Below are 17,305 nucleotides of genomic sequence, written 5' to 3'. Positions count from 1 at the left end.
CTGGAGCCCGGGTGCTCGTGGTGGACGACCATTACACCTATCGCCTGCTATTAAGCTCGCTGCTGGAAAAACTCGGCGTCGCCCATCTGTGCTGTAGTGATGGGCAACAGGCGCTGCATGCACTGGCAGCAGAGCGTTTCGACCTGGTGATCAGCGACTGTCGCATGCCGGTGATGGACGGTTACACCATGACCCGCCAATTGCGCCTGCGCGAGCAGGCCGAGGGCCGACCGCCCACGGTCGTTCTGGGCCTGACCGGAAGCCTGGGGCCGGAAGAAGTTCGCCAATGTGTGGCGTGCGGGATGGACGGTTGGTTGACTAAACCCATAGGCTTTGCGCAATTGCGTGAGGTGTTGCATTGCTGGCTACCGCTTGAACCGGGCGGGCTTACCGTCGCCCCATCGGGGCTAAACAGTACTTTTCCCAGCCGTACCAGTCTGATTGACGCGTTTGGTTCGTGGGACGTAGTAGAGCCGATGTTGTTCAGCCTGATCCAGGAGGCGCATGCAGACCTGGCCTTGCTGATTCATGCCCAAGCCGTTCTGGATGCCAAGCTGGCTGCCGAGTGTTTGCATCGCCTGGTAGGCAGCGTGGCGTTTCTGGGGGAAAACGGCCTGGAAGGGGGGGCAGTGGAGTTGATCAAGAATGTGCAGTTGACCGGCATGGCGCTGAGCCGGTCGGCGCTGGAAGAGTTTCACCATGATGTCGAGCAGTATCTGAATTATCTGGCACATCTATGAAGGAATATGTACCTCTGTGATGTAGTACTTTTCCGTATGTCATTTCTCTTAATTGTGTAGGCAGTTGTGTGTAACCCTTTAAATACGGGGTGGAGCGCTAAATCGATGATTTATTACCTATTGTTGCAGGAACTTGATCGCGTTATTTTCTCAGTCTCAAATTGCCATCATGGAAAAGCCGATGATCCGCATCATTATTGCTGACGATCACCCTATTGTTCGTGTAGGCCAAAAAGTGGTGATCGAGGCAAGTGGTAAGTACAAAGTAGTGGGCGAGGCCGATGGCCCGGATCAGCTTTTGGAGTTGGTCAGCCGTATACCGTGTGACGTGATCGTGACCGATTTTGCCATGCCCGGTAATCAACAAGCCGACGGCTACGGGTTATTGGGTTTGCTGAACCGTCAGTACCCGGATGTGCCGGTGATTTTGGTGACCATGTTCGCCAATATCGCCACCCTAAGGGCTGCTTTTGGCCATGGTGCGCGAGGGCTCATCGCCAAGAGCGCGTCAGCCCGGGAGCTGCCTATGGCGCTGAAAACCGTGGTGCAGGGGCGCCAATTTGTCAGCGAGTGCTTGCGCGCGCAACTTGACCAGGCCTGCCTGGAGCAGCCGACCCAGGCACCCAAGTTGTCTGGCAAGGAGCAGGAGGTGGTGCGCATGCTTGCCAGCGGTATGACGGTTAGCCAGATTGCGGCACGGGTTAATCGCAGTATTTCGACAATCAGTAAACAAAAAAGTACGGCGATGCATCGGTTATGTATCTCAACCGATGTGGATTTATTTACCTATGCGCGAGATGCCGGAATGGTGCCTTGATTATCAACTAAGTAAGTGTTCGTAATACTTGTATTGGGCAGGCGTTTGCTGCGCGGTAAAGTGCGTAAACGCTTTGGCGCCAATTGCGCCGGGGCTAAATCCCTAGTCTAATTACAAAGGGCGTATTGTTTGGGTGTTGGGTGCAGTGATGTACTTGGCGTTTAACAGTGACGCCCAACTTCTGCGAGCACGTTATAAATGAAACATATGTTGAGTTTGATGACGATGGCTATTGCTTTGGCCGGTGGTGGGCAAGCGATGGCGGCGTCGAGTGTGGATTTAAGCATCAAGGGGAGTATTACCCCTGCGGCGTGTACGCCGACGCTTTCCAATGGTGGGGTGGTCATGCATGGAAAAATATCGTACAGCGACTTAAACCGTTACGGCGCTACCAAGCTACCCACCGCAACGATTGCGTTGAGTGTCAATTGCACGGCGTTGACCTTGTTTGCAATCAAACCCACCGATAATCGCGAGGGCAGCTCGTCTGAGTGGCCTGGAGGTCCATCATCCTTTGGGCTGGGACTTGTCAACGGCGATGCTAAGGTTGGCTTTTATTCGTTGAAAATGAACAATTCCAAGGCTGACGGTGTGCTCCAGACGGTAATCGAATCTGTTGATGGGGAGACTTGGTTTGACGCGCTTGATAACGCTCAAATGTGGCAACCCAACTGGATGAGGTCCTTTAAAGATTCTGCGGGCAGTGGTATTACCCCGGTGCCGGTGCAAATCATGTCGGCCGATATCCTGGTGGACACCACCATCAACGACAAAGCGCTCTTGCCGGTTACCCAGGAAATCCCCATAGACGGCAGCGCCACCCTCGACGTGGTCTACCTCTGACCTACCCGCCACATTTATGCAGCAAATGGGCATAGCCTTCCTCTCACGTGCGGACTATCGTGCAACCCGGAGAACAACAACGCCCGGAGCCTGCCCATGACTGATGCCCACACCGCCCTGATCAACCATTTCTACCAGGCCTTCCAGCGCCTGGACGCCGAGGCCATGGCCGCCTGCTACACCGACGATGTGGTGTTCAGCGACCCGGCCTTCGGCGAACTGCGCGGCCGCGATGCCGCAGACATGTGGCGCATGCTCACCACCCGCGCCAAAGACTTCTCCCTGACCTTTGACAACGTGCGCAGCGATGAGCGCAGCGGCGGCGCGCATTGGGTCGCCACCTACCTGTTCAGCGCCACCGGCAACACGGTGGTCAACGATATCCAGGCGCGTTTTGTGTTTCGCGACGGCAAGATCTGCGAGCACCATGACAGTTTCGACCTGTGGCGCTGGTCGCGTCAGGCGTTGGGGACCAAAGGCCTGTTGCTGGGCTGGACGCCCATCGTCAAAAACGCTGTGCGCACCCAGGCGCTGCGTGGTTTGAAGGCATTCCAGGCCAGTCGTTGATAAGCTTGGCGCTCCTGTGTTTTAGCCGAATCTACCCGTGACTGATCCTTCTGAACCCAAGCCCTGGTTCGTCTACCTGGTGCGCGCCGCCAATGGCTCGCTCTATTGCGGCATCAGCAATGACCCGGTGCGCCGTTTTGCCTCACACCAGAGCGGCAAGGGCGCGCGGTTTTTCCTGTCCAGCCCGGCGGTGGCGCTGGTGTACACCGAGCAATGCGCGAGCAAGGGCGAGGCGTTGCGCCAGGAACGGCTGATCAAAAAGTTGAAGAAGAGTGCCAAGGAGTGCCTGGCGGCCAGTGGTTCATTGATTTGACTGATGGGTTCCCATCGCCCCGTTTCGGGTTGTTGCAGGCTAAGCTAGCGGCTCACTTCTAGAGCGGAGTCCGGCATGTCTGAATTGATTCTTCATCACTACCCACAGTCCCCCTTCGCAGAAAAAGCCCGCCTGTTGCTGGGCTTCAAGGGCTTGTCCTGGCGCTCGGTGCACATCTCGCCGGTGATGCCCAAGCCGGACCTCACCGCCCTCACCGGCGGCTATCGCAAGACGCCAGTGCTGCAAGTCGGCGCGGACATCTACTGCGACACCGCCTTGATCGCGCGCCGCCTGGAGCAGGAAAAATCCACCCCCGCGCTGTTTCCCCAGGGCCTGGAACTGGTCACCCAAGGCTTCGCCGCCTGGGCCGATTCGGTGGTGTTTTCCCATGCCGTGGCGTTGGTGTTCCAGCCCGAATCCCTGGCCGTCAAATTTGCCAAGGTGCCGCCTGAGATGCTCCAAGTGCTGGTGGCCGACCGCGGCAAACTGTTCAGCGGCGGCACGGCGACGCGTGTGCAACTGGACCAGGCCTTGCACCAATGGCCGGCGATTGTCAGTCGCATCGATCAACAATTGCGCCACCAGGCGGGGGATTTCCTGTTCGGCGAGCCATCGATTGCCGACTTCTCCCTGGCTCACCCGTTGTGGTTCCTCAAGGGCTCCTCCGTGACCGCGCCGTTGGTGGACGCCTATCCCGCCGTCGCCGCCTGGCTGGATCGCGTGCTGGGTTTCGGCCATGGCACTTGCACCCAGATGAGCGCCGAACAGGCCTTGGATGTATCGCGCAATGCGGCACCGGCGGTTTTGCCTGAAGAAGTCTTCGAGGACTTGAACGGCTTCAAGGCCGGCCAGCAGGTGACCATTTGCGCCACCGACTACGGCACCGACCCGGTCGCGGGCGAATTGTTGTTTGCCGGGCGCGAAGAGCTGATCCTGCGCCGCAGCGACGAACGTGCCGGCACCGTGCATGTGCATTTCCCACGCATGGGGTTTCGTATCCAGGCGCAATAAATAAAATATTTTGCAAATAAAGGTGAGGTAAATCCACCGCCCATCCGTGTAGTGCTTGAAACTGCGATCTATTCGCATTAACAGCGTTTTCTACACGGGTTCTCACAGCATGAAGTCGACGGCGGGCGGTTGGGTTAAACAGTGGCTGGGAGCCTCGGTATTGGCGGTATCGGGGTTGGCGTTGCTGCCCCTGAGCATTGCGCAGGCGCAGGAGCAGCAGAGCGCCCAGTTCAACTTTGCCCTGGCGGCTAAACCGCTGCCCCAGGCCTTGAGCGACTTCAGCCGGGTCACCGGCATCAGCGTGATCTACACCGACGAAGCGCCCTACGGCCTCAGCGCCCCGGCAGTCAGCGGGCAGATGAGTGCAAACCAGGCGCTTCAACGCCTGCTGGGCAACAGTGGCTTCACCTTCCGTCAGATCGATGCACGTACCTTGGCCCTTGAACCGCTGCCCACCGAAGGCGCGGTCAACCTCGGCGCCACCACCATCAGCGGTGTCGGCCAGGCCCAGGACAGCACCAGCTACCAGCCGCCGCCCACCAGTTCGGTGATGCGCTCCCACGCGCTGCTGCTGGAAACCCCGCAGACCGTCAACGTGGTGCCCGCCCAGGTGCTGCGCGACCAGACCCCGCGCAATCTGGATGATGCCCTCGCCAACGTCAGCGGTATCACCCAGGCCAACACCTTGGCCAGCACCCAGGACGCGGTCATGCTGCGCGGCTTTGGTGATAACCGTAACGGCTCGATCATGCGCGACGGCATGCCCATCGTGCAGGGGCGTGCATTGAATGCCACGGCGGAGCGCGTGGAAGTGCTCAAGGGCCCGTCGTCGCTGCTCTACGGTATTCAGGATCCGGGCGGCGTGGTGAACATCGTCAGCAAAAAGCCGGAACTGGTGCAGTCCACTGCCCTGACCGTACGCGGCTCTACCTTTGGCGACGGCAAGAACGGCAGCGGCGGCAGCCTCGACACCACTGGCCCGATTGGCGACAGCGGCCTGGCGTATCGCCTGATCGTCGACCATGAAGACGAAGACTACTGGCGTAACTTCGGTACTCACCGTGAGAGCCTGATCGCGCCGTCCCTGGCCTGGTATGGCGACAGCACCAAGTTGCTGTTTGCCTACGAACACCGTGAATTTCTCACGCCGTTCGACCGTGGCACCGCCATCGACAAGTCCAACCACCTATTGGATATCCCGGCCACTCGGCGTCTGGATGAACCTTTCAACAATATGGAAGGCCGCTCCGACCTGTACCGCTTCGAGGCTGATCACGACCTGAACGATGACTGGAAAGCCCATTTCGGCTACAGCTGGAACCGCGAGACCTACGACGCCAGCCAAGTGCGCGTCAGCGCGGTGAACACCAACGGCACCCTGACCCGCAAGATGGATGGGACCAAAGGGGCGATCACCACGGACCGTTTCGCCACGGCGAGCCTGGAAGGTAAGGTCAATGTGTTCGGCCTGCAGAACGATGTGGTGTTCGGCCTGGATGACGAGTACCGCAAGATCTACCGTGCCGACCTGATTCGCCAGAGTTCGCGCGCCACCAGCTTCAACTACAACAATCCGGTGTATGGCAACGAAGTAGCGGGCACTACCGTCAGCCCCGCGGACAGCGCCCAGACCGACCTGCTGCGCAGTGATTCGCTGTTCTTCCAGGACGCCCTCCACCTGAACGAACAGTGGATTTTCGTCGCCGGTGCGCGCTATCAGATGTACGACCAATACGCCGGCAAAGGCATACCGTTCAAGGCCAATACCAACGGCAACGGCCAAGCCTGGGTGCCGCGTGCGGGCCTGGTGTATCGCTACACCGATGAATTGTCGTTCTACGGCAGCTACACCGAGTCGTTCAAACCCAACTCCACCATCGCCGCCTTGGCCGATGGCAGCACCTTGACCGGCGACCTGACGCCCGAGGAATCCAAGTCCTGGGAACTGGGGGCCAAGCTCGACATTCCGGGACGTATCACCGCCAGCGCCGCGTTGTTCAATATCGACAAGCGCAACGTGCTGGTCTCCGTTGGTTCCGGTGCCAACACCGTCTACAGCATCGCCGGCCAAGTGCGTTCCCGTGGCCTGGAACTGGATGCCACCGGCCAACTGACCGACAAGGTCAGCCTGATCGGCAGCTACGCCTACACCGATGCACTGGACGTCAAGGACAAGGACCCGACCCTGGAAGGCAACCGCCTGCAAAACGTCGCCAAGCACACCGGCTCGCTGGCGGTGGCTTATGACTTCGGCAACATCTTTGGCGGCGACCAGTTGCGCGTGGGCACCGGTGCACGTTACGTCGGTGAACGGGCAGGCGATGCGGCCAACGATTTCACCTTGCCGGGTTACACCGTGGCGGATGCGTTCGCGACCTACGACACCAAGATCGATGGGCAAAAGGTCAAGTTCCAGCTCAACGTGAAGAACATGTTTGATCGCGTCTACTACACCTCGGCGGCCAGCCGCTTGTTTGTGTCAATGGGCGATGCGCGGCAGGTGTCGGTGTCCAGTACCCTGGAGTTCTAAAGGGTTTGTGGTAGCGTTGCCGCCACTGATGTCTTGGCGGAAACGATACTGATGCATTTTGGACGATGGCTACATCTGCTGTGCTTGAGCGTTTTGCTGGGTGGTTGCGCGAGTGTTTCACCGACTTCCACCCCGGCAAGCCTGGAGCAACTCCTGGCTGACCCGGCCCTCAACGGCGCTACTGTTTCCCTGATGGTGCGTGATGCCCGTAGCGGCAGCACGCTCTATCAACACAACCCGCGAACCCGCCTGATTCCTGCCTCCAATCTCAAGCTGCTCACCACCGCAGCGGCGATGGATGTGCTGGGGCCGCAGTATCGTTTTTCCACGCAACTGTTGAGTAACGGTACGCAGCAAGGTGAGCGTCTCACCGGCAACCTTTACCTCAAGGGCCTGGGCGATCCGACCACGCAACTCGCCGATTACCAGGCATTGGCGGCACAGCTTGCGGGCCAGGGTGTGCGGCAGGTCCAGGGCGACTTGGTATTTGACGATACCTTTTTCGACGCTGAACGCCTGGGGGTGGACTGGGCACACGACGATGAAAGCACCTACTACGGCGCGCAGATTTCCGCGCTGACCGTATCGCCTAACACGGATTTTGATGCGGGCACGCTGCTGGTCACGGCAAAGGCGCCCGCCATGATTGGCCAACCGGTCAGCGTGGTGGTGAGCCCTTCAACCGACTACGTACAGCTGAGCAACCGTGCAGTCAGCGGCCCTGGTAACAATTACGGGATCACTCGCCAGCACGGTACTAATCTGCTGCAACTCACCGGCGCATTGGCGCCAGGCAAACAAAGCCGGCAGTGGGTGAGCGTGTGGGAACCGACGCAATTGGTGGCCAATCTGTTTGAGCAGGCGTTGGCGCAGCAGGGCATTCAGGTACTTGGGCGACGTGTGATCGGTGGCGTCAGCCCAGTAACGGCCAGGGTGTTGGCCGAGCACCAATCGGCGCCGTTGCAGGAACTGATCACGCCGCTGCTCAAGCTTTCGAACAACAACATGTCCGAAGCGTTGCTAAAGACCATGGGCCGCAAGGCGTCCAATGCCGGGACGGCGCAGGCCGGTGTCGCAGCGGTGGCGGACTTCATGCGCCGCCAGGGCTTGGACCCGCTGACGCTGAGCCAGGTCGACGGTTCGGGCTTGTCGCGGCGCAATCTGGTGTCGTCGCAGAACCTCACCGATCTGCTGGTGGCGACGGCCAAACAGCCCTGGTTCGAGGCCTGGTATGACGCCTTGCCGATCGCCGGAAACACCGATCGAATGAGCGGCGGGAGCTTGCGTTATCGCCTGCGCGGGACGGCGGCGGAAAACAACCTGCACGCCAAGACCGGCTCCATGGCCGGCGTGTCTTCGTTGAGCGGCTACATCACCGACGCCCAGGGACGGCGCCTGGTGTTTTCAATGATCAGCAACAACTACCTGAGCACCGCCGCACCGATCCGCGCCTTGGAAAACCGTGTGGCGCTGGCCCTGGTGCAGTGGCACGACTAGTTCAGGGCTGATAGCCCATGCGCCAACTCACGGCCCGGGTCGCCGCCAGCAAGTGCTGCGCCGCCGGGCCGTCTTCATCGGCATGGAACAACGAGGTGGGGCCGACCACGGTCATCACTGCCGCCACTTGGCCAATGGCGTTGAAGACCGGCGCGGATAACGCATCGACGCCGGGCATCAGCAAACCATGCACAAAATGCAGGCCACGGTGGCGGATCTGTTCGCAGGCGGTGGCGTAGGCCTGGTCGTCTGCCAGGGCATGGGCAGTGCCGGCCTGAATTTCGCGTTCACGCAGCTCCACGGTTTCCCGCGACGGTAGAAAGGCGCTGAACACCAACCCGGTGGACGAACTGAGCAGCGGCAGCACCGAACCCAATTGCGTCACCACGGTGACGGCGCGCACCGCCGGTTCGATCTGCACCACGGTTGCGCCCTGGTTGCCCCATACCGCCAGGAAGCAGGTTTCATTCAACTCATCGCGCAGCTCCGCCAGGGGCATCGCGCCGACTTTCAATACGTCCATGCTGCCCAACGCCGCCAGGCCCACGCGCAAGGCTTCGCGGCCCAGCCCGTAATGGTTGGTGGCGGTGTTCTGTTCGGCGAAACCCGAGGCAATCAGCGCCTGCAGATAGCGGTGCACTTTGCTTGCCGGCATCTGCACGTGTTCGGCCAGGCGCGACAGCGAAGTCGCCGGGGACAGCTCGGCCAGGGCCTTGAGGATATCGGTGCCCACTTCGGCCGAGCGGACTTTCTGTTTACCGGTGTCGCGGGGCTTTTCCATGGAGGGGCGAGAATCCGAGAGATGAATGGGCGTCTTTATAGCTTGACGGTCGATAGTGATCAAATTACGTTATGCGTAACTGGATTACGATAAAAGCAACTTCCGCACAGAGGACGATCCATGAACCTCGAATACCTGTCGGGCTTCGGCAATGAATTCGCCAGCGAAGCCTTGCCCGGCGCACTGCCGGTCGGCCAGAACTCCCCGCAAAAAGCGCCCTACGGGCTGTACACCGAACTGTTCTCCGGCACCGCGTTCACCATGGTGCGCAGTGAAGCCCGGCGTACCTGGCTGTACCGCATCCAGCCGTCGGCCAATCATCCGGCATTCGTCAAACTTGAGCGGCAATTGGCCGGTGGGCCGTTGGGGGCGGTGACGCCGAACCGCTTGCGCTGGAACCCGTTGGATTTGCCGAGCGAGCCGACGGATTTCATTGATGGGCTGGTAGGCATGGTCGCCAATTCGGCGGCGGAGAAACCCTCTGGCATCAGCGTCTACAACTACCGCGCCAACCGATCCATGGAGCGTGTGTTCTTCAATGCTGATGGCGAGTTGTTGATCGTCCCCGAGCAAGGTCGCTTGCGCATCGCCACCGAGTTGGGTGTGCTGGACGTGGAGCCGCTGGAGATCGTCGTGCTGCCCCGTGGCCTTAAATTCCGCGTCGAACTGCTGGATGCGCAAGCGCGCGGTTACGTCGCCGAGAACCATGGCGCGCCACTGCGCCTGCCGGACCTGGGGCCCATCGGCAGTAATGGCCTGGCCAATCCGCGTGACTTTCTGACGCCGATTGCCCACTACGAAGACGTGAAGAAACCGACAACGCTGGTGCAGAAATTCCTCGGCGAACTGTGGGCCTGCGAGCTGGACCATTCACCGCTTAACGTGGTCGCCTGGCACGGCAACAACGTGCCGTACAAATACGACCTGCGCCGCTTCAACACCCTTGGCACCGTGAGCTTCGATCATCCGGACCCGTCGATCTTCACCGTCCTGACCTCGCCCACCAGCACCCACGGCCTGGCCAACCTCGACTTCGTGATCTTCCCACCGCGTTGGATGGTGGCCGAGAACACCTTCCGTCCGCCGTGGTTCCACCGCAACCTGATGAACGAATATATGGGCCTGATCCAGGGCGCCTATGACGCCAAGGCCGAAGGCTTCCTGCCCGGCGGCGCATCGTTGCACAGCTGCATGAGCGCCCATGGCCCGGACGGCGAAACCTGCACCAAGGCCATCAACGTAGAGCTGGCACCGCACAAGATCGACAACACCATGGCCTTCATGTTCGAGACCAGCCAAGTGCTGCGTCCCACCCAGTTCGCCCTGGACTGCTCGCAACTGCAAACCACTTATGACGCGTGCTGGGCCTCGTTGCCCGCCACCTTCAACCCGAACCGGAGATAACCCATGACTCAGTCCATACTTACCCGCAGCTGGGTGGCCTCCGCCAATGGTCACACCGATTTTCCCCTGCAAAACCTGCCGTTGGGCGTGTTCAGCATCAACGGCTCGGCTCCGCGCGCGGGCGTGGCGATTGGCGACTCGATCCTGGATCTGCACGCCGCCATCGATGAATTCGACGGTGAAGCCCGTCGCGCCGTCGAAGCGACGGCGGGTGGTCAGCTGAACGCCTTTTTTGAACTGGGTCGCGGCCCGCGCGTGGCCTTGCGCGAGCGCCTGCTGGAACTGCTGGCCGAAGGCAGCACGTTGCACACCCGTGAAGCGCAGGTGCTGCACCGCGCCGCCGATTGCCAGATGCAGGTACCGGCGCGGATTAATGACTACACCGACTTCTACGTCGGCATCGAGCACGCGCAGAACGTCGGCAAACTGTTCCGTCCCGATAATCCTCTGCTGCCGAACTACAAGTACGTGCCGATTGGTTACCACGGCCGCGCTTCGACTATTCGCACCTCGGGCACCGACGTGCGCCGCCCCAAAGGCCAGACCCTGCCGGCCGGGCAGACCGAGCCGACTTTCGGCCCGTGTGCGCGGTTGGACTATGAACTGGAGCTGGGCATCTGGATCGGCCAGGGCAACGAGATGGGCGACTCGATTGCCATTGGTGACGCGGCCGATCACATCGCCGGTTTCTGCTTGCTCAATGACTGGTCGGCACGGGATATCCAGGCCTGGGAATACCAGCCGTTGGGGCCGTTCCTGTCGAAAAGCTTCATCACCACCATCTCGCCTTGGGTCGTCACGGCTGAAGCCCTGGAACCGTTCCGCAAAGCGCAACCAGCGCGCCCTGAAGGCGACCCGCAACCGCTGTCGTACCTGCTGGATAAACGTGACCAGGCCGCAGGGGCCCTGGATATCGAGCTGGAAGTGCTGCTCACCACGGCCGCCATGCGCGAGCAGAACCTGCCGGCCCATCGCCTGGCCCTGAGCAACAGCCTGCACATGTACTGGACGGTTGCGCAATTGGTGGCCCACCACAGCGTCAACGGCTGCCAGTTGCAGGCGGGCGATCTGTTTGGTTCGGGCACCTTGTCCGGCCCGCAAGCCGGTCAATTCGGCAGCCTGCTGGAAATGACCGAAGGCGGCAAAAAAGCCGTTGAATTACCGTCCGGCGAAGTGCGCAAGTTCCTTGAAGACGGCGACGAAATCATCCTGCGTGCCCGTTGCAACCGTGAGGGGTTTGCCTCCATCGGTTTCGGCGAATGCCGTGGCACCGTGATCGCGGCGCGCTAGGAGGGCAGGGTAATGGAACTCTACACCTACTACCGTTCCACTTCGTCGTACCGGGTGCGTATTGCCCTGGCGCTCAAGGGCCTGGATTTCACCGCGGTGCCGGTCAACTTGCTGGTGCCGGCGGGCGGCGCCAATCGTCAGCCCGAGTACCTGGCGATCAACCCGCAAGGTCGCGTCCCGGCCTTGCGTACCGAGGAGGGCGAACTGTTGATTCAGTCGCCGGCGATCATCGAATACCTGGAGGAACGTTATCCACAGGCGCCGCTGCTCTCCAAGGACCTGGCGACCCGCGCCCACGAGCGTGCGGTGGCCTCGATCATCGGCTGCGATATTCATCCGCTGCACAACTCCAGCACCCAGAATCTGCTGCGCCAATGGGGGCATGACGAGGCGCAACTGCTGGAGTGGATCGGCCATTGGATCAGCCAGGGCTTGGGCGCGGTGGAGCAGTTGATCGGCGACCAAGGGTTTTGCTTCAGCGAGCAGCCGGGATTGGCCGACACGTTCCTGATTCCGCAACTGTATGCGGCCGAGCGTTTCAAGGTGCCGCTGGCAGCGTACCCGCGCATTGGGCGGGTAGCGGCGTTGGCGGCGCAGCATCCGGCCTTTGTGCAGGCACATCCGGCCAACCAGCCAGATACGCCTGCCGCCTGACGCTTGCTGTTCCATAAAAATAAAAAAACAGGTACTTGCGATGCACAATCAGATTGCCAGCTTTCGCGCGGCACTCGACGCCCGTCCGGTGTCGCGCTATCAGTGGCTGATTCTCCTGTTGCTGGCGCTGCTGCTGGTGACCGACGGCTACGACGCCCAGGTGCTGGGTTACGTAGTGCCGGCACTGGCCCAGGATTGGGGGCTGGAGAAGGCTGCATTCGGCCCGGTGTTCAGCGCCAACTTGCTGGGGCTGACCTTGGGCTCGTTGCTGGTGACGCCGCTGGCGGATCGGTTCGGCGTGCGCCGCATCCTGCTTGGCTGTGTACTGATCTACGCCACGCTGACGGTGCTGATGGTATTCGCCAATTCGCTGAACACGCTGATGGCCGCCCGGTTTATCTGCGGCATCGGCATGGGCGGCGCGATGCCCAGCGCGATGGCGTTGATGTCGGAATATTCGCCGCCGCGCCTGCGTACGTTGATGGTGACCCTGGCGGCGTGTGGCTTCTCGTTCGGTGGTGCAGCGGGTGGTTTTGTGGCGGCAGGGTTTATCGAAGGCTTCGGCTGGCAGGCGGTGTTTCTGGCGGGGGGCGTGACGCCACTGCTGTTGTTCCCGTTTCTGGTGTGGCTGCTGCCGGAGTCACTGCCGCGTTTGCTGCGTGATGCACCGCCCTATGCGCGGCTGAAGAAGGTGACCTCACGCATGCTGCCGGACTGGCAACCGCCGCCGGCGAGCGAGGCCGAAAACCAGCAGGAACAGGGCAGCAAGCTGACGGTGGTGGAGTTGTTCCGCAATGGCTACGCACGCCCGACGCTGCTGATCTGGGCGACGTTTTTTGTCAGCCTGATCCTGCTGTATTTCATGATCAGTTGGCTACCGTCGCTGTTGCTGGAAAGTGGCTTGGCGTTGAAAGAAGCCAACCTGGTGACCTCGATGTTCCTGTTCGCAGGCACCGTGGGCGCCATTGGTATGGCCTGGTTCGCTGATCGCTTGAAAAGCAAAGTGCGCCTGTTGTCCTGCGTACTGGCCGCGGCTGCGGCGTGCACCATTCTGCTCGGCCTCAACCATGACAACCCGCGCTATCTGGTGGCCTGCGTATTTGCGGCCGGGTTTTGCATCATCGGTGGTCAACTGACCCTTAATGCCTTCGCCAGTAACTTCTACCCGGCGCACGTGCGCGCCACCGGAACGGGCTGGGCGTTGGGCGTGGGGCGTTTTGGTTCAATCCTGGGGCCGTTGTTTGGCAGTATGTTGCTGGCGATGCATATTCCGGTGCAGCAGATTTTCTTCTTCTGCGCGATACCGGCGGTGATCGCAGCGTTGTTGATTATTCAGGTGCGTTCGCCTGGAACCGAGGCGCCGAAGAGTCCGCTGCCGGGCGATATTCTCAAGACACCGCAGGCTTAATGCACCACTGAATTGGGCGGCAGGTGGCCCAGGCGTTCGGTCAGGCGCAGGCGTTGGATCGGGTCTTCGCTGAGCATCAGCGCGTGTTCCAGATCGAAGCGTTCGGCGTTGGGGCAGTCCAGGCGCTGATAGAGGCTGGCCCTTGCGAGGTAATCGGCGGCGCTGGCGTTGCCCAATTCCAGCACGCGTTCGGCGTCGATCAAGGCCTGGAGCGGAACGTCGTTGGAAAGGTGCAGTTGGCGCAGGTTGCGGGACAACCTTTGCAGGATCGAACGCGGATCGGCGGTGTGCAGGTGATCGGCCTGCAACTTGAGGTTGGGGCCGTATTGGCGCTGCAACAGGTCGCGGCAATCGTTGGGGTACAACCGTCGACCGCCGCAGGGGTCCAGCAGATGATCGGCGCCGGGCACGCGCAACAGGAAATGGCCGGGGAAATTCACGCCAACCATGGGAATCTCCAGGCGCCGCGCCAGCTCAAGGGCAATCAGGCCCATGGCCAGAGGTTGTCCGCGTTTTCGCTGCAAGACTTTGTCCAACAGGGCGGCGGCGGGGCGCAGGGGCGTAAATTCATCCTGGGCAAACCCCAGGTCATTCAAGCGCCGCAACAGCGGCTGGCCCAGTTCATCCGCCGGCAGCAGCGGCATGCCCAGGCTGACCTGTTGTTGCAGCAAGGTCAGTTCCTGCAGGATCTGCAAGGGCTTCACGGCCGGGTCGTGCTCGGCAGCAATCCACAACGCCGCTTCAAACAGCGCGGGTGGGGAGCGTTCCAGGCAGGCGAAAAAGGCTTTGCGGGGATTCATTGCATTCTCCGGCGGATGCCCCCGTTTTAGCCTTGCTGGGAATTTTCGTCCAGTGGCTTGGAAAATATCCTGCGTGCTTATGTCGCAAGACCTGCGAAATCGGGCGGCTTATTCCAGCCTGGTCCGGCAGTTTTCTGCCGCAAGCCTATACTTGGCCCACTACCAGAAGTGATTCGGGAGCTTGACGATGTTTGCTCTCATGCACAGCACCCGCCTTGAATCGCTGCACTTGAGCATCGACCCGGCCACTGGGCTGAAGGCGGTCATCGCCATTCATAACAGCCGATTGGGGCCTGCTCTCGGTGGCTGTCGCTACCTGTCCTACCCCGACGACGAAAGTGCCGTGGCCGATGCCGCGCGCCTGGCCCAAGGCATGAGCTACAAGGCGGCACTGGCCGGTCTGCCGGTGGGCGGGGGTACCGCCGTGATCCTGCGTCCCGGCCACGTGGAAAACCGCGCGGCATTGTTTGAAGCCTTTGGCCGTTGCATCGAACAACTCGACGGGCGCTACATCACCGCCACCGACAGCGGCACTTCGGTGGCCGACATGGACTGCATCGCCCAGCACACTCGTTACGTCACCAGCACCACCGCCGCAGGCGACCCATCACCCCATGCGGCGATGGGTGTGTTCGCCGGCATTCGCACCACCGCGATGGCGCGCCTGGGCAGCGATAACCTTGAAGGCTTGCGTGTGGCGATCCAAGGCCTGGGTAATGTCGGCTACGCCCTGGCTGAACAACTGCACGCTGCCGGTGCGGAATTGCTGGTAAGCGACATCGACCACGGCAAGGTTCAACTGGCCATGGAACAATTGGGCGCACACCCCATCGCCAACGACGCGTTACTGAGCACGCCATGCGACATCCTCGCGCCCTGCGGTCTCGGCGCCGTGTTCAACCGCCAGAGCGTCGGCCAGTTACGCTGCGCCGCCGTCGCCGGTTCGGCCAGTGCGCAATTGACCAACTTGCAAGTGGCCGACCAACTGGAAGGGCGCGGCATCCTTTACGCGCCCGACTATGTGATCAACTCCGGCGGCCTGATCTACGTCGCCCTCAAGCACGGCGGGGCGGAACTACCGACCATCACCGCGCACCTGTCCAACATCGGCACGCGCCTCACCGAGATCTTCGCCCACGCCCAGGCGGAAAAACGCTCACCCGCACGGGTGGCGGATGAGCTGGCCGAGCGCTTGCTGTATCGCTGATACACCGATCAGAGTTGATACTTCTCACGTACCAGTGAGCCGACCCCCATGCGATCCAGAATGTGCATTGGGCACAGAATCGTGACGCGAACGGTCCCTGGCAGCCGACTGATTTCAATCGAGCCGTTAAGCGTTGCGCGGTTGCGCACCTCGTCCATCGACAGGCCCGTGACCGCCGCCGCGCGCTCCAGGCCGTTTTCCGTCGCCAGGTTGAGGTCGGCGCCGCTGCCGATAAAGGTAATGGGCCCGTTGTCTTCGATCTCGAACTGCCCCCAGCGCTCGCCCAATGCCTTGACGTGCAGCCGTTGCTCGGCGGTCATCGGTCGAGCCATGGGCGGCAAGTCATCAAGGTTTTGCAGCAGGATCGGGCCGTCGAGGGCCAACCCCTTGATCACATGGGCGGTCAGTTCGGTTTCACCCGATACGTCTGTGGCATGCCCGGCAATTTCGCCATTGCCTTGCTGGGCGTGCATATCGCCCATGTACACCCCGGCGCCGGGAACTCTCACCGGGCAAATCAGCACGCAACCTTCGCGTACGGAGTTGGTGTCCATATGCCCGTCGGTTTTCGCCGCATGCAATTGGTCATGGGTCATGCCGTAGCGGTGGGGCGCGCCGACCAGATACTGGCCGAAGTCGGCGCAGTTGTGGGAATCCGGCAGATCCCGTGAAGGCGTGGTGCCGATATTGCCCAGGAAAGGCCGCATGTGCGCGGCAAGGCCGGGGATATCGGCGCGGGCCAGGGAGAGAATCGAGTGTTGCGCGGACATCTCCGGCAACGCCGCCATATCCGGTGCCTGGCCGGCGAGGCGGTCGGCTACCGCCTGGTTCACGGTCAGGCTCACCTGATGCTCGGCATCGAACACGATGACGTAGCCATGGCTGAACCGAAACGCGCTGACCTCCGCCCCGCAAGCGTTGCAACGAATGGCGTCGGCGCCGATCCCCTCGACATGGCTGGCGGGATGTTCTTGCCCACAGTTGGAGCAGAACTTGGCGACAAAGGGATCGCCGTGATAGCGCCCCTCAACAAAGCGCATGACGCCTGACGAAGTGGCCAGGGACGTCACGCGCATGCGTTTGATCTTCAGGGCCACGGCGTCACCGACTTCGGCGCCGGCGATGAATACGGGTTGAGTCACCTCATGCCCGCCCTCAAACGCGGGCGTGATCATCGGGCCCCAACACCCCGGTGGCGTACCGGTGATGAGGGTGCCGCCATTGGCGAGTGGGCCGAGCATCTTCTGGCTGGGGCCGATGAGGCCGTTGGTATAGGTGTTGACGATCAGGCGATCAACCGGTTTTGATTCGTGCATTTTTATTCTCCGGGTCCTATGTGATTGAACCTTCGGTCACGGTGTATTGATCAGTGAAGGTTCAGGCAGGCCCAGTAGACCGGTGTTTTGTATCCCGAATATGTCGCGCGGGTGCGCTAATACACAG

At 61.1% G+C, this 17,305-nt stretch carries 16 protein-coding genes; 13 read left to right on the top strand and 3 right to left on the bottom strand.

All coding sequences use genetic code 11. The annotated features are described in order from the left end of the window. Positions 1 to 11 precede the first annotated feature (11 nt). The 8 genes from H096_RS27605 to dacB all read left to right on the top strand — a co-directional run bounded on the left by H096_RS27605 (position 12) and on the right by dacB (position 8,318). Positions 12 to 740, top strand: a complete 729-nt coding sequence (locus H096_RS27605) for a response regulator (RefSeq protein WP_033902487.1) — start codon at positions 12 to 14, stop codon at positions 738 to 740. 181 nt (positions 741 to 921) lie between these two features. Next, positions 922 to 1,557, top strand: a complete 636-nt coding sequence (locus H096_RS27600) for a response regulator transcription factor (protein WP_033902486.1) — start codon at positions 922 to 924, stop codon at positions 1,555 to 1,557. Between the two features lie 198 nt (positions 1,558 to 1,755). Next, positions 1,756 to 2,400 carry a DUF1120 domain-containing protein gene (locus H096_RS27595; protein ID WP_033902485.1) on the top strand — a complete coding sequence of 215 codons (645 nt, stop codon included), beginning with the start codon at positions 1,756 to 1,758 and terminating at the stop codon, positions 2,398 to 2,400. 96 nt (positions 2,401 to 2,496) lie between these two features. Next, on the top strand, positions 2,497 to 2,967 hold the full coding sequence (locus H096_RS27590) for a nuclear transport factor 2 family protein (RefSeq protein ID WP_033902484.1): 471 nt from the start codon (positions 2,497 to 2,499) through the stop codon (positions 2,965 to 2,967). 37 nt (positions 2,968 to 3,004) lie between these two features. Next, a complete protein-coding gene (locus H096_RS27585; protein WP_016978233.1) occupies positions 3,005 to 3,280 on the top strand; it encodes a GIY-YIG nuclease family protein in 276 nt (91 codons plus the stop codon). 75 nt (positions 3,281 to 3,355) lie between these two features. Further along, positions 3,356 to 4,291 carry a glutathione S-transferase family protein gene (locus tag H096_RS27580; protein WP_033902483.1) on the top strand — a complete coding sequence of 312 codons (936 nt, stop codon included), beginning with the start codon at positions 3,356 to 3,358 and terminating at the stop codon, positions 4,289 to 4,291. A gap of 109 nt (positions 4,292 to 4,400) precedes the next feature. Continuing rightward, on the top strand, positions 4,401 to 6,821 hold the full coding sequence (locus H096_RS27575) for a TonB-dependent receptor (protein ID WP_082461908.1): 2,421 nt from the start codon (positions 4,401 to 4,403) through the stop codon (positions 6,819 to 6,821). Between the two features lie 51 nt (positions 6,822 to 6,872). Continuing rightward, positions 6,873 to 8,318: a D-alanyl-D-alanine carboxypeptidase/D-alanyl-D-alanine-endopeptidase gene (gene dacB, locus H096_RS27570; RefSeq protein WP_033902481.1), complete on the top strand. Its 1,446-nt coding sequence runs from the start codon at positions 6,873 to 6,875 to the stop codon at positions 8,316 to 8,318. Position 8,319: 1 nt separating this feature from the next. On the opposite strand, the gene H096_RS27565 is transcribed toward dacB, so the two are convergent. Continuing rightward, entirely contained in the window at positions 8,320 to 9,099 is a 780-nt protein-coding gene (locus H096_RS27565) for an IclR family transcriptional regulator (RefSeq protein WP_033902480.1), read from the bottom strand. A gap of 120 nt (positions 9,100 to 9,219) precedes the next feature. Between H096_RS27565 and hmgA the strand changes: the two genes are divergently transcribed. The 4 genes from hmgA to H096_RS27545 are packed head-to-tail and all read left to right on the top strand — an operon-like array spanning position 9,220 to position 13,855. Beyond that, positions 9,220 to 10,503: a homogentisate 1,2-dioxygenase gene (gene hmgA, locus H096_RS27560; protein ID WP_033902479.1), complete on the top strand. Its 1,284-nt coding sequence runs from the start codon at positions 9,220 to 9,222 to the stop codon at positions 10,501 to 10,503. Positions 10,504 to 10,506: 3 nt separating this feature from the next. Beyond that, on the top strand, positions 10,507 to 11,793 hold the full coding sequence (gene fahA / locus H096_RS27555) for a fumarylacetoacetase (RefSeq protein ID WP_033902478.1): 1,287 nt from the start codon (positions 10,507 to 10,509) through the stop codon (positions 11,791 to 11,793). Between the two features lie 12 nt (positions 11,794 to 11,805). After that, the gene (maiA, locus tag H096_RS27550; RefSeq protein ID WP_033902477.1) at positions 11,806 to 12,447 is read left to right on the top strand and encodes a maleylacetoacetate isomerase; all 642 of its coding nucleotides are present in this window, start codon (positions 11,806 to 11,808) and stop codon (positions 12,445 to 12,447) included. Positions 12,448 to 12,487: 40 nt separating this feature from the next. Continuing rightward, positions 12,488 to 13,855 (top strand): aromatic acid/H+ symport family MFS transporter, encoded by a 1,368-nt coding sequence (locus H096_RS27545; protein ID WP_033902476.1) that lies wholly within the window; start codon positions 12,488 to 12,490, stop codon positions 13,853 to 13,855. On the opposite strand, the gene H096_RS27540 is transcribed toward H096_RS27545, so the two are convergent. Beyond that, on the bottom strand, positions 13,852 to 14,655 hold the full coding sequence (locus H096_RS27540) for a transglutaminase family protein (protein ID WP_033902475.1): 804 nt from the start codon (positions 14,653 to 14,655) through the stop codon (positions 13,852 to 13,854). The two genes, H096_RS27545 and H096_RS27540, sit on opposite strands and share 4 nt — an antisense overlap. A gap of 187 nt (positions 14,656 to 14,842) precedes the next feature. On the opposite strand from H096_RS27540, the gene H096_RS27535 reads away from it, so the two are divergent. Continuing rightward, the gene (locus H096_RS27535; protein ID WP_033902474.1) at positions 14,843 to 15,862 is read left to right on the top strand and encodes a Glu/Leu/Phe/Val dehydrogenase dimerization domain-containing protein; all 1,020 of its coding nucleotides are present in this window, start codon (positions 14,843 to 14,845) and stop codon (positions 15,860 to 15,862) included. A gap of 8 nt (positions 15,863 to 15,870) precedes the next feature. Here H096_RS27535 and H096_RS27530 read toward each other — a convergent pair whose 3' ends face one another. Then, the gene (locus tag H096_RS27530; RefSeq protein WP_033902473.1) at positions 15,871 to 17,178 is read right to left on the bottom strand and encodes an acetamidase/formamidase family protein; all 1,308 of its coding nucleotides are present in this window, start codon (positions 17,176 to 17,178) and stop codon (positions 15,871 to 15,873) included. Positions 17,179 to 17,305: the final 127 nt, after the last annotated feature.

Origin of the sequence: Pseudomonas sp. FH1, from assembly GCF_000510895.2 — a bacterium.
GTDB lineage: Bacteria > Pseudomonadota > Gammaproteobacteria > Pseudomonadales > Pseudomonadaceae > Aquipseudomonas > Aquipseudomonas azotoformans_A.
Note: the sequence above shows the minus strand (reverse complement) of the source record. Positions and strands in the feature narration are given on the sequence as shown.

What these genes read in the sequence shown, in the direction of transcription:
- hmgA (WP_033902479.1), top strand. Translation starts at nt 9,220, where the DNA reads ATGAACCTCGAATACCTGTCGGGCTTCGGCAATGAATTCGCCAGCGAA.
- H096_RS27575 (WP_082461908.1), top strand. Translation starts at nt 4,401, where the DNA reads ATGAAGTCGACGGCGGGCGGTTGGGTTAAACAGTGGCTGGGAGCCTCG.
- H096_RS27535 (WP_033902474.1), top strand. Translation starts at nt 14,843, where the DNA reads ATGTTTGCTCTCATGCACAGCACCCGCCTTGAATCGCTGCACTTGAGC.
- H096_RS27540 (WP_033902475.1), bottom strand. Translation starts at nt 14,655, where the DNA reads ATGAATCCCCGCAAAGCCTTTTTCGCCTGCCTGGAACGCTCCCCACCC.
- H096_RS27545 (WP_033902476.1), top strand. Translation starts at nt 12,488, where the DNA reads ATGCACAATCAGATTGCCAGCTTTCGCGCGGCACTCGACGCCCGTCCG.
- maiA (WP_033902477.1), top strand. Translation starts at nt 11,806, where the DNA reads ATGGAACTCTACACCTACTACCGTTCCACTTCGTCGTACCGGGTGCGT.
- H096_RS27590 (WP_033902484.1), top strand. Translation starts at nt 2,497, where the DNA reads ATGACTGATGCCCACACCGCCCTGATCAACCATTTCTACCAGGCCTTC.
- H096_RS27530 (WP_033902473.1), bottom strand. Translation starts at nt 17,178, where the DNA reads ATGCACGAATCAAAACCGGTTGATCGCCTGATCGTCAACACCTATACC.
- H096_RS27565 (WP_033902480.1), bottom strand. Translation starts at nt 9,099, where the DNA reads ATGGAAAAGCCCCGCGACACCGGTAAACAGAAAGTCCGCTCGGCCGAA.
- H096_RS27600 (WP_033902486.1), top strand. Translation starts at nt 922, where the DNA reads ATGATCCGCATCATTATTGCTGACGATCACCCTATTGTTCGTGTAGGC.
- fahA (WP_033902478.1), top strand. Translation starts at nt 10,507, where the DNA reads ATGACTCAGTCCATACTTACCCGCAGCTGGGTGGCCTCCGCCAATGGT.
- dacB (WP_033902481.1), top strand. Translation starts at nt 6,873, where the DNA reads ATGCATTTTGGACGATGGCTACATCTGCTGTGCTTGAGCGTTTTGCTG.
- H096_RS27580 (WP_033902483.1), top strand. Translation starts at nt 3,356, where the DNA reads ATGTCTGAATTGATTCTTCATCACTACCCACAGTCCCCCTTCGCAGAA.
- H096_RS27595 (WP_033902485.1), top strand. Translation starts at nt 1,756, where the DNA reads ATGAAACATATGTTGAGTTTGATGACGATGGCTATTGCTTTGGCCGGT.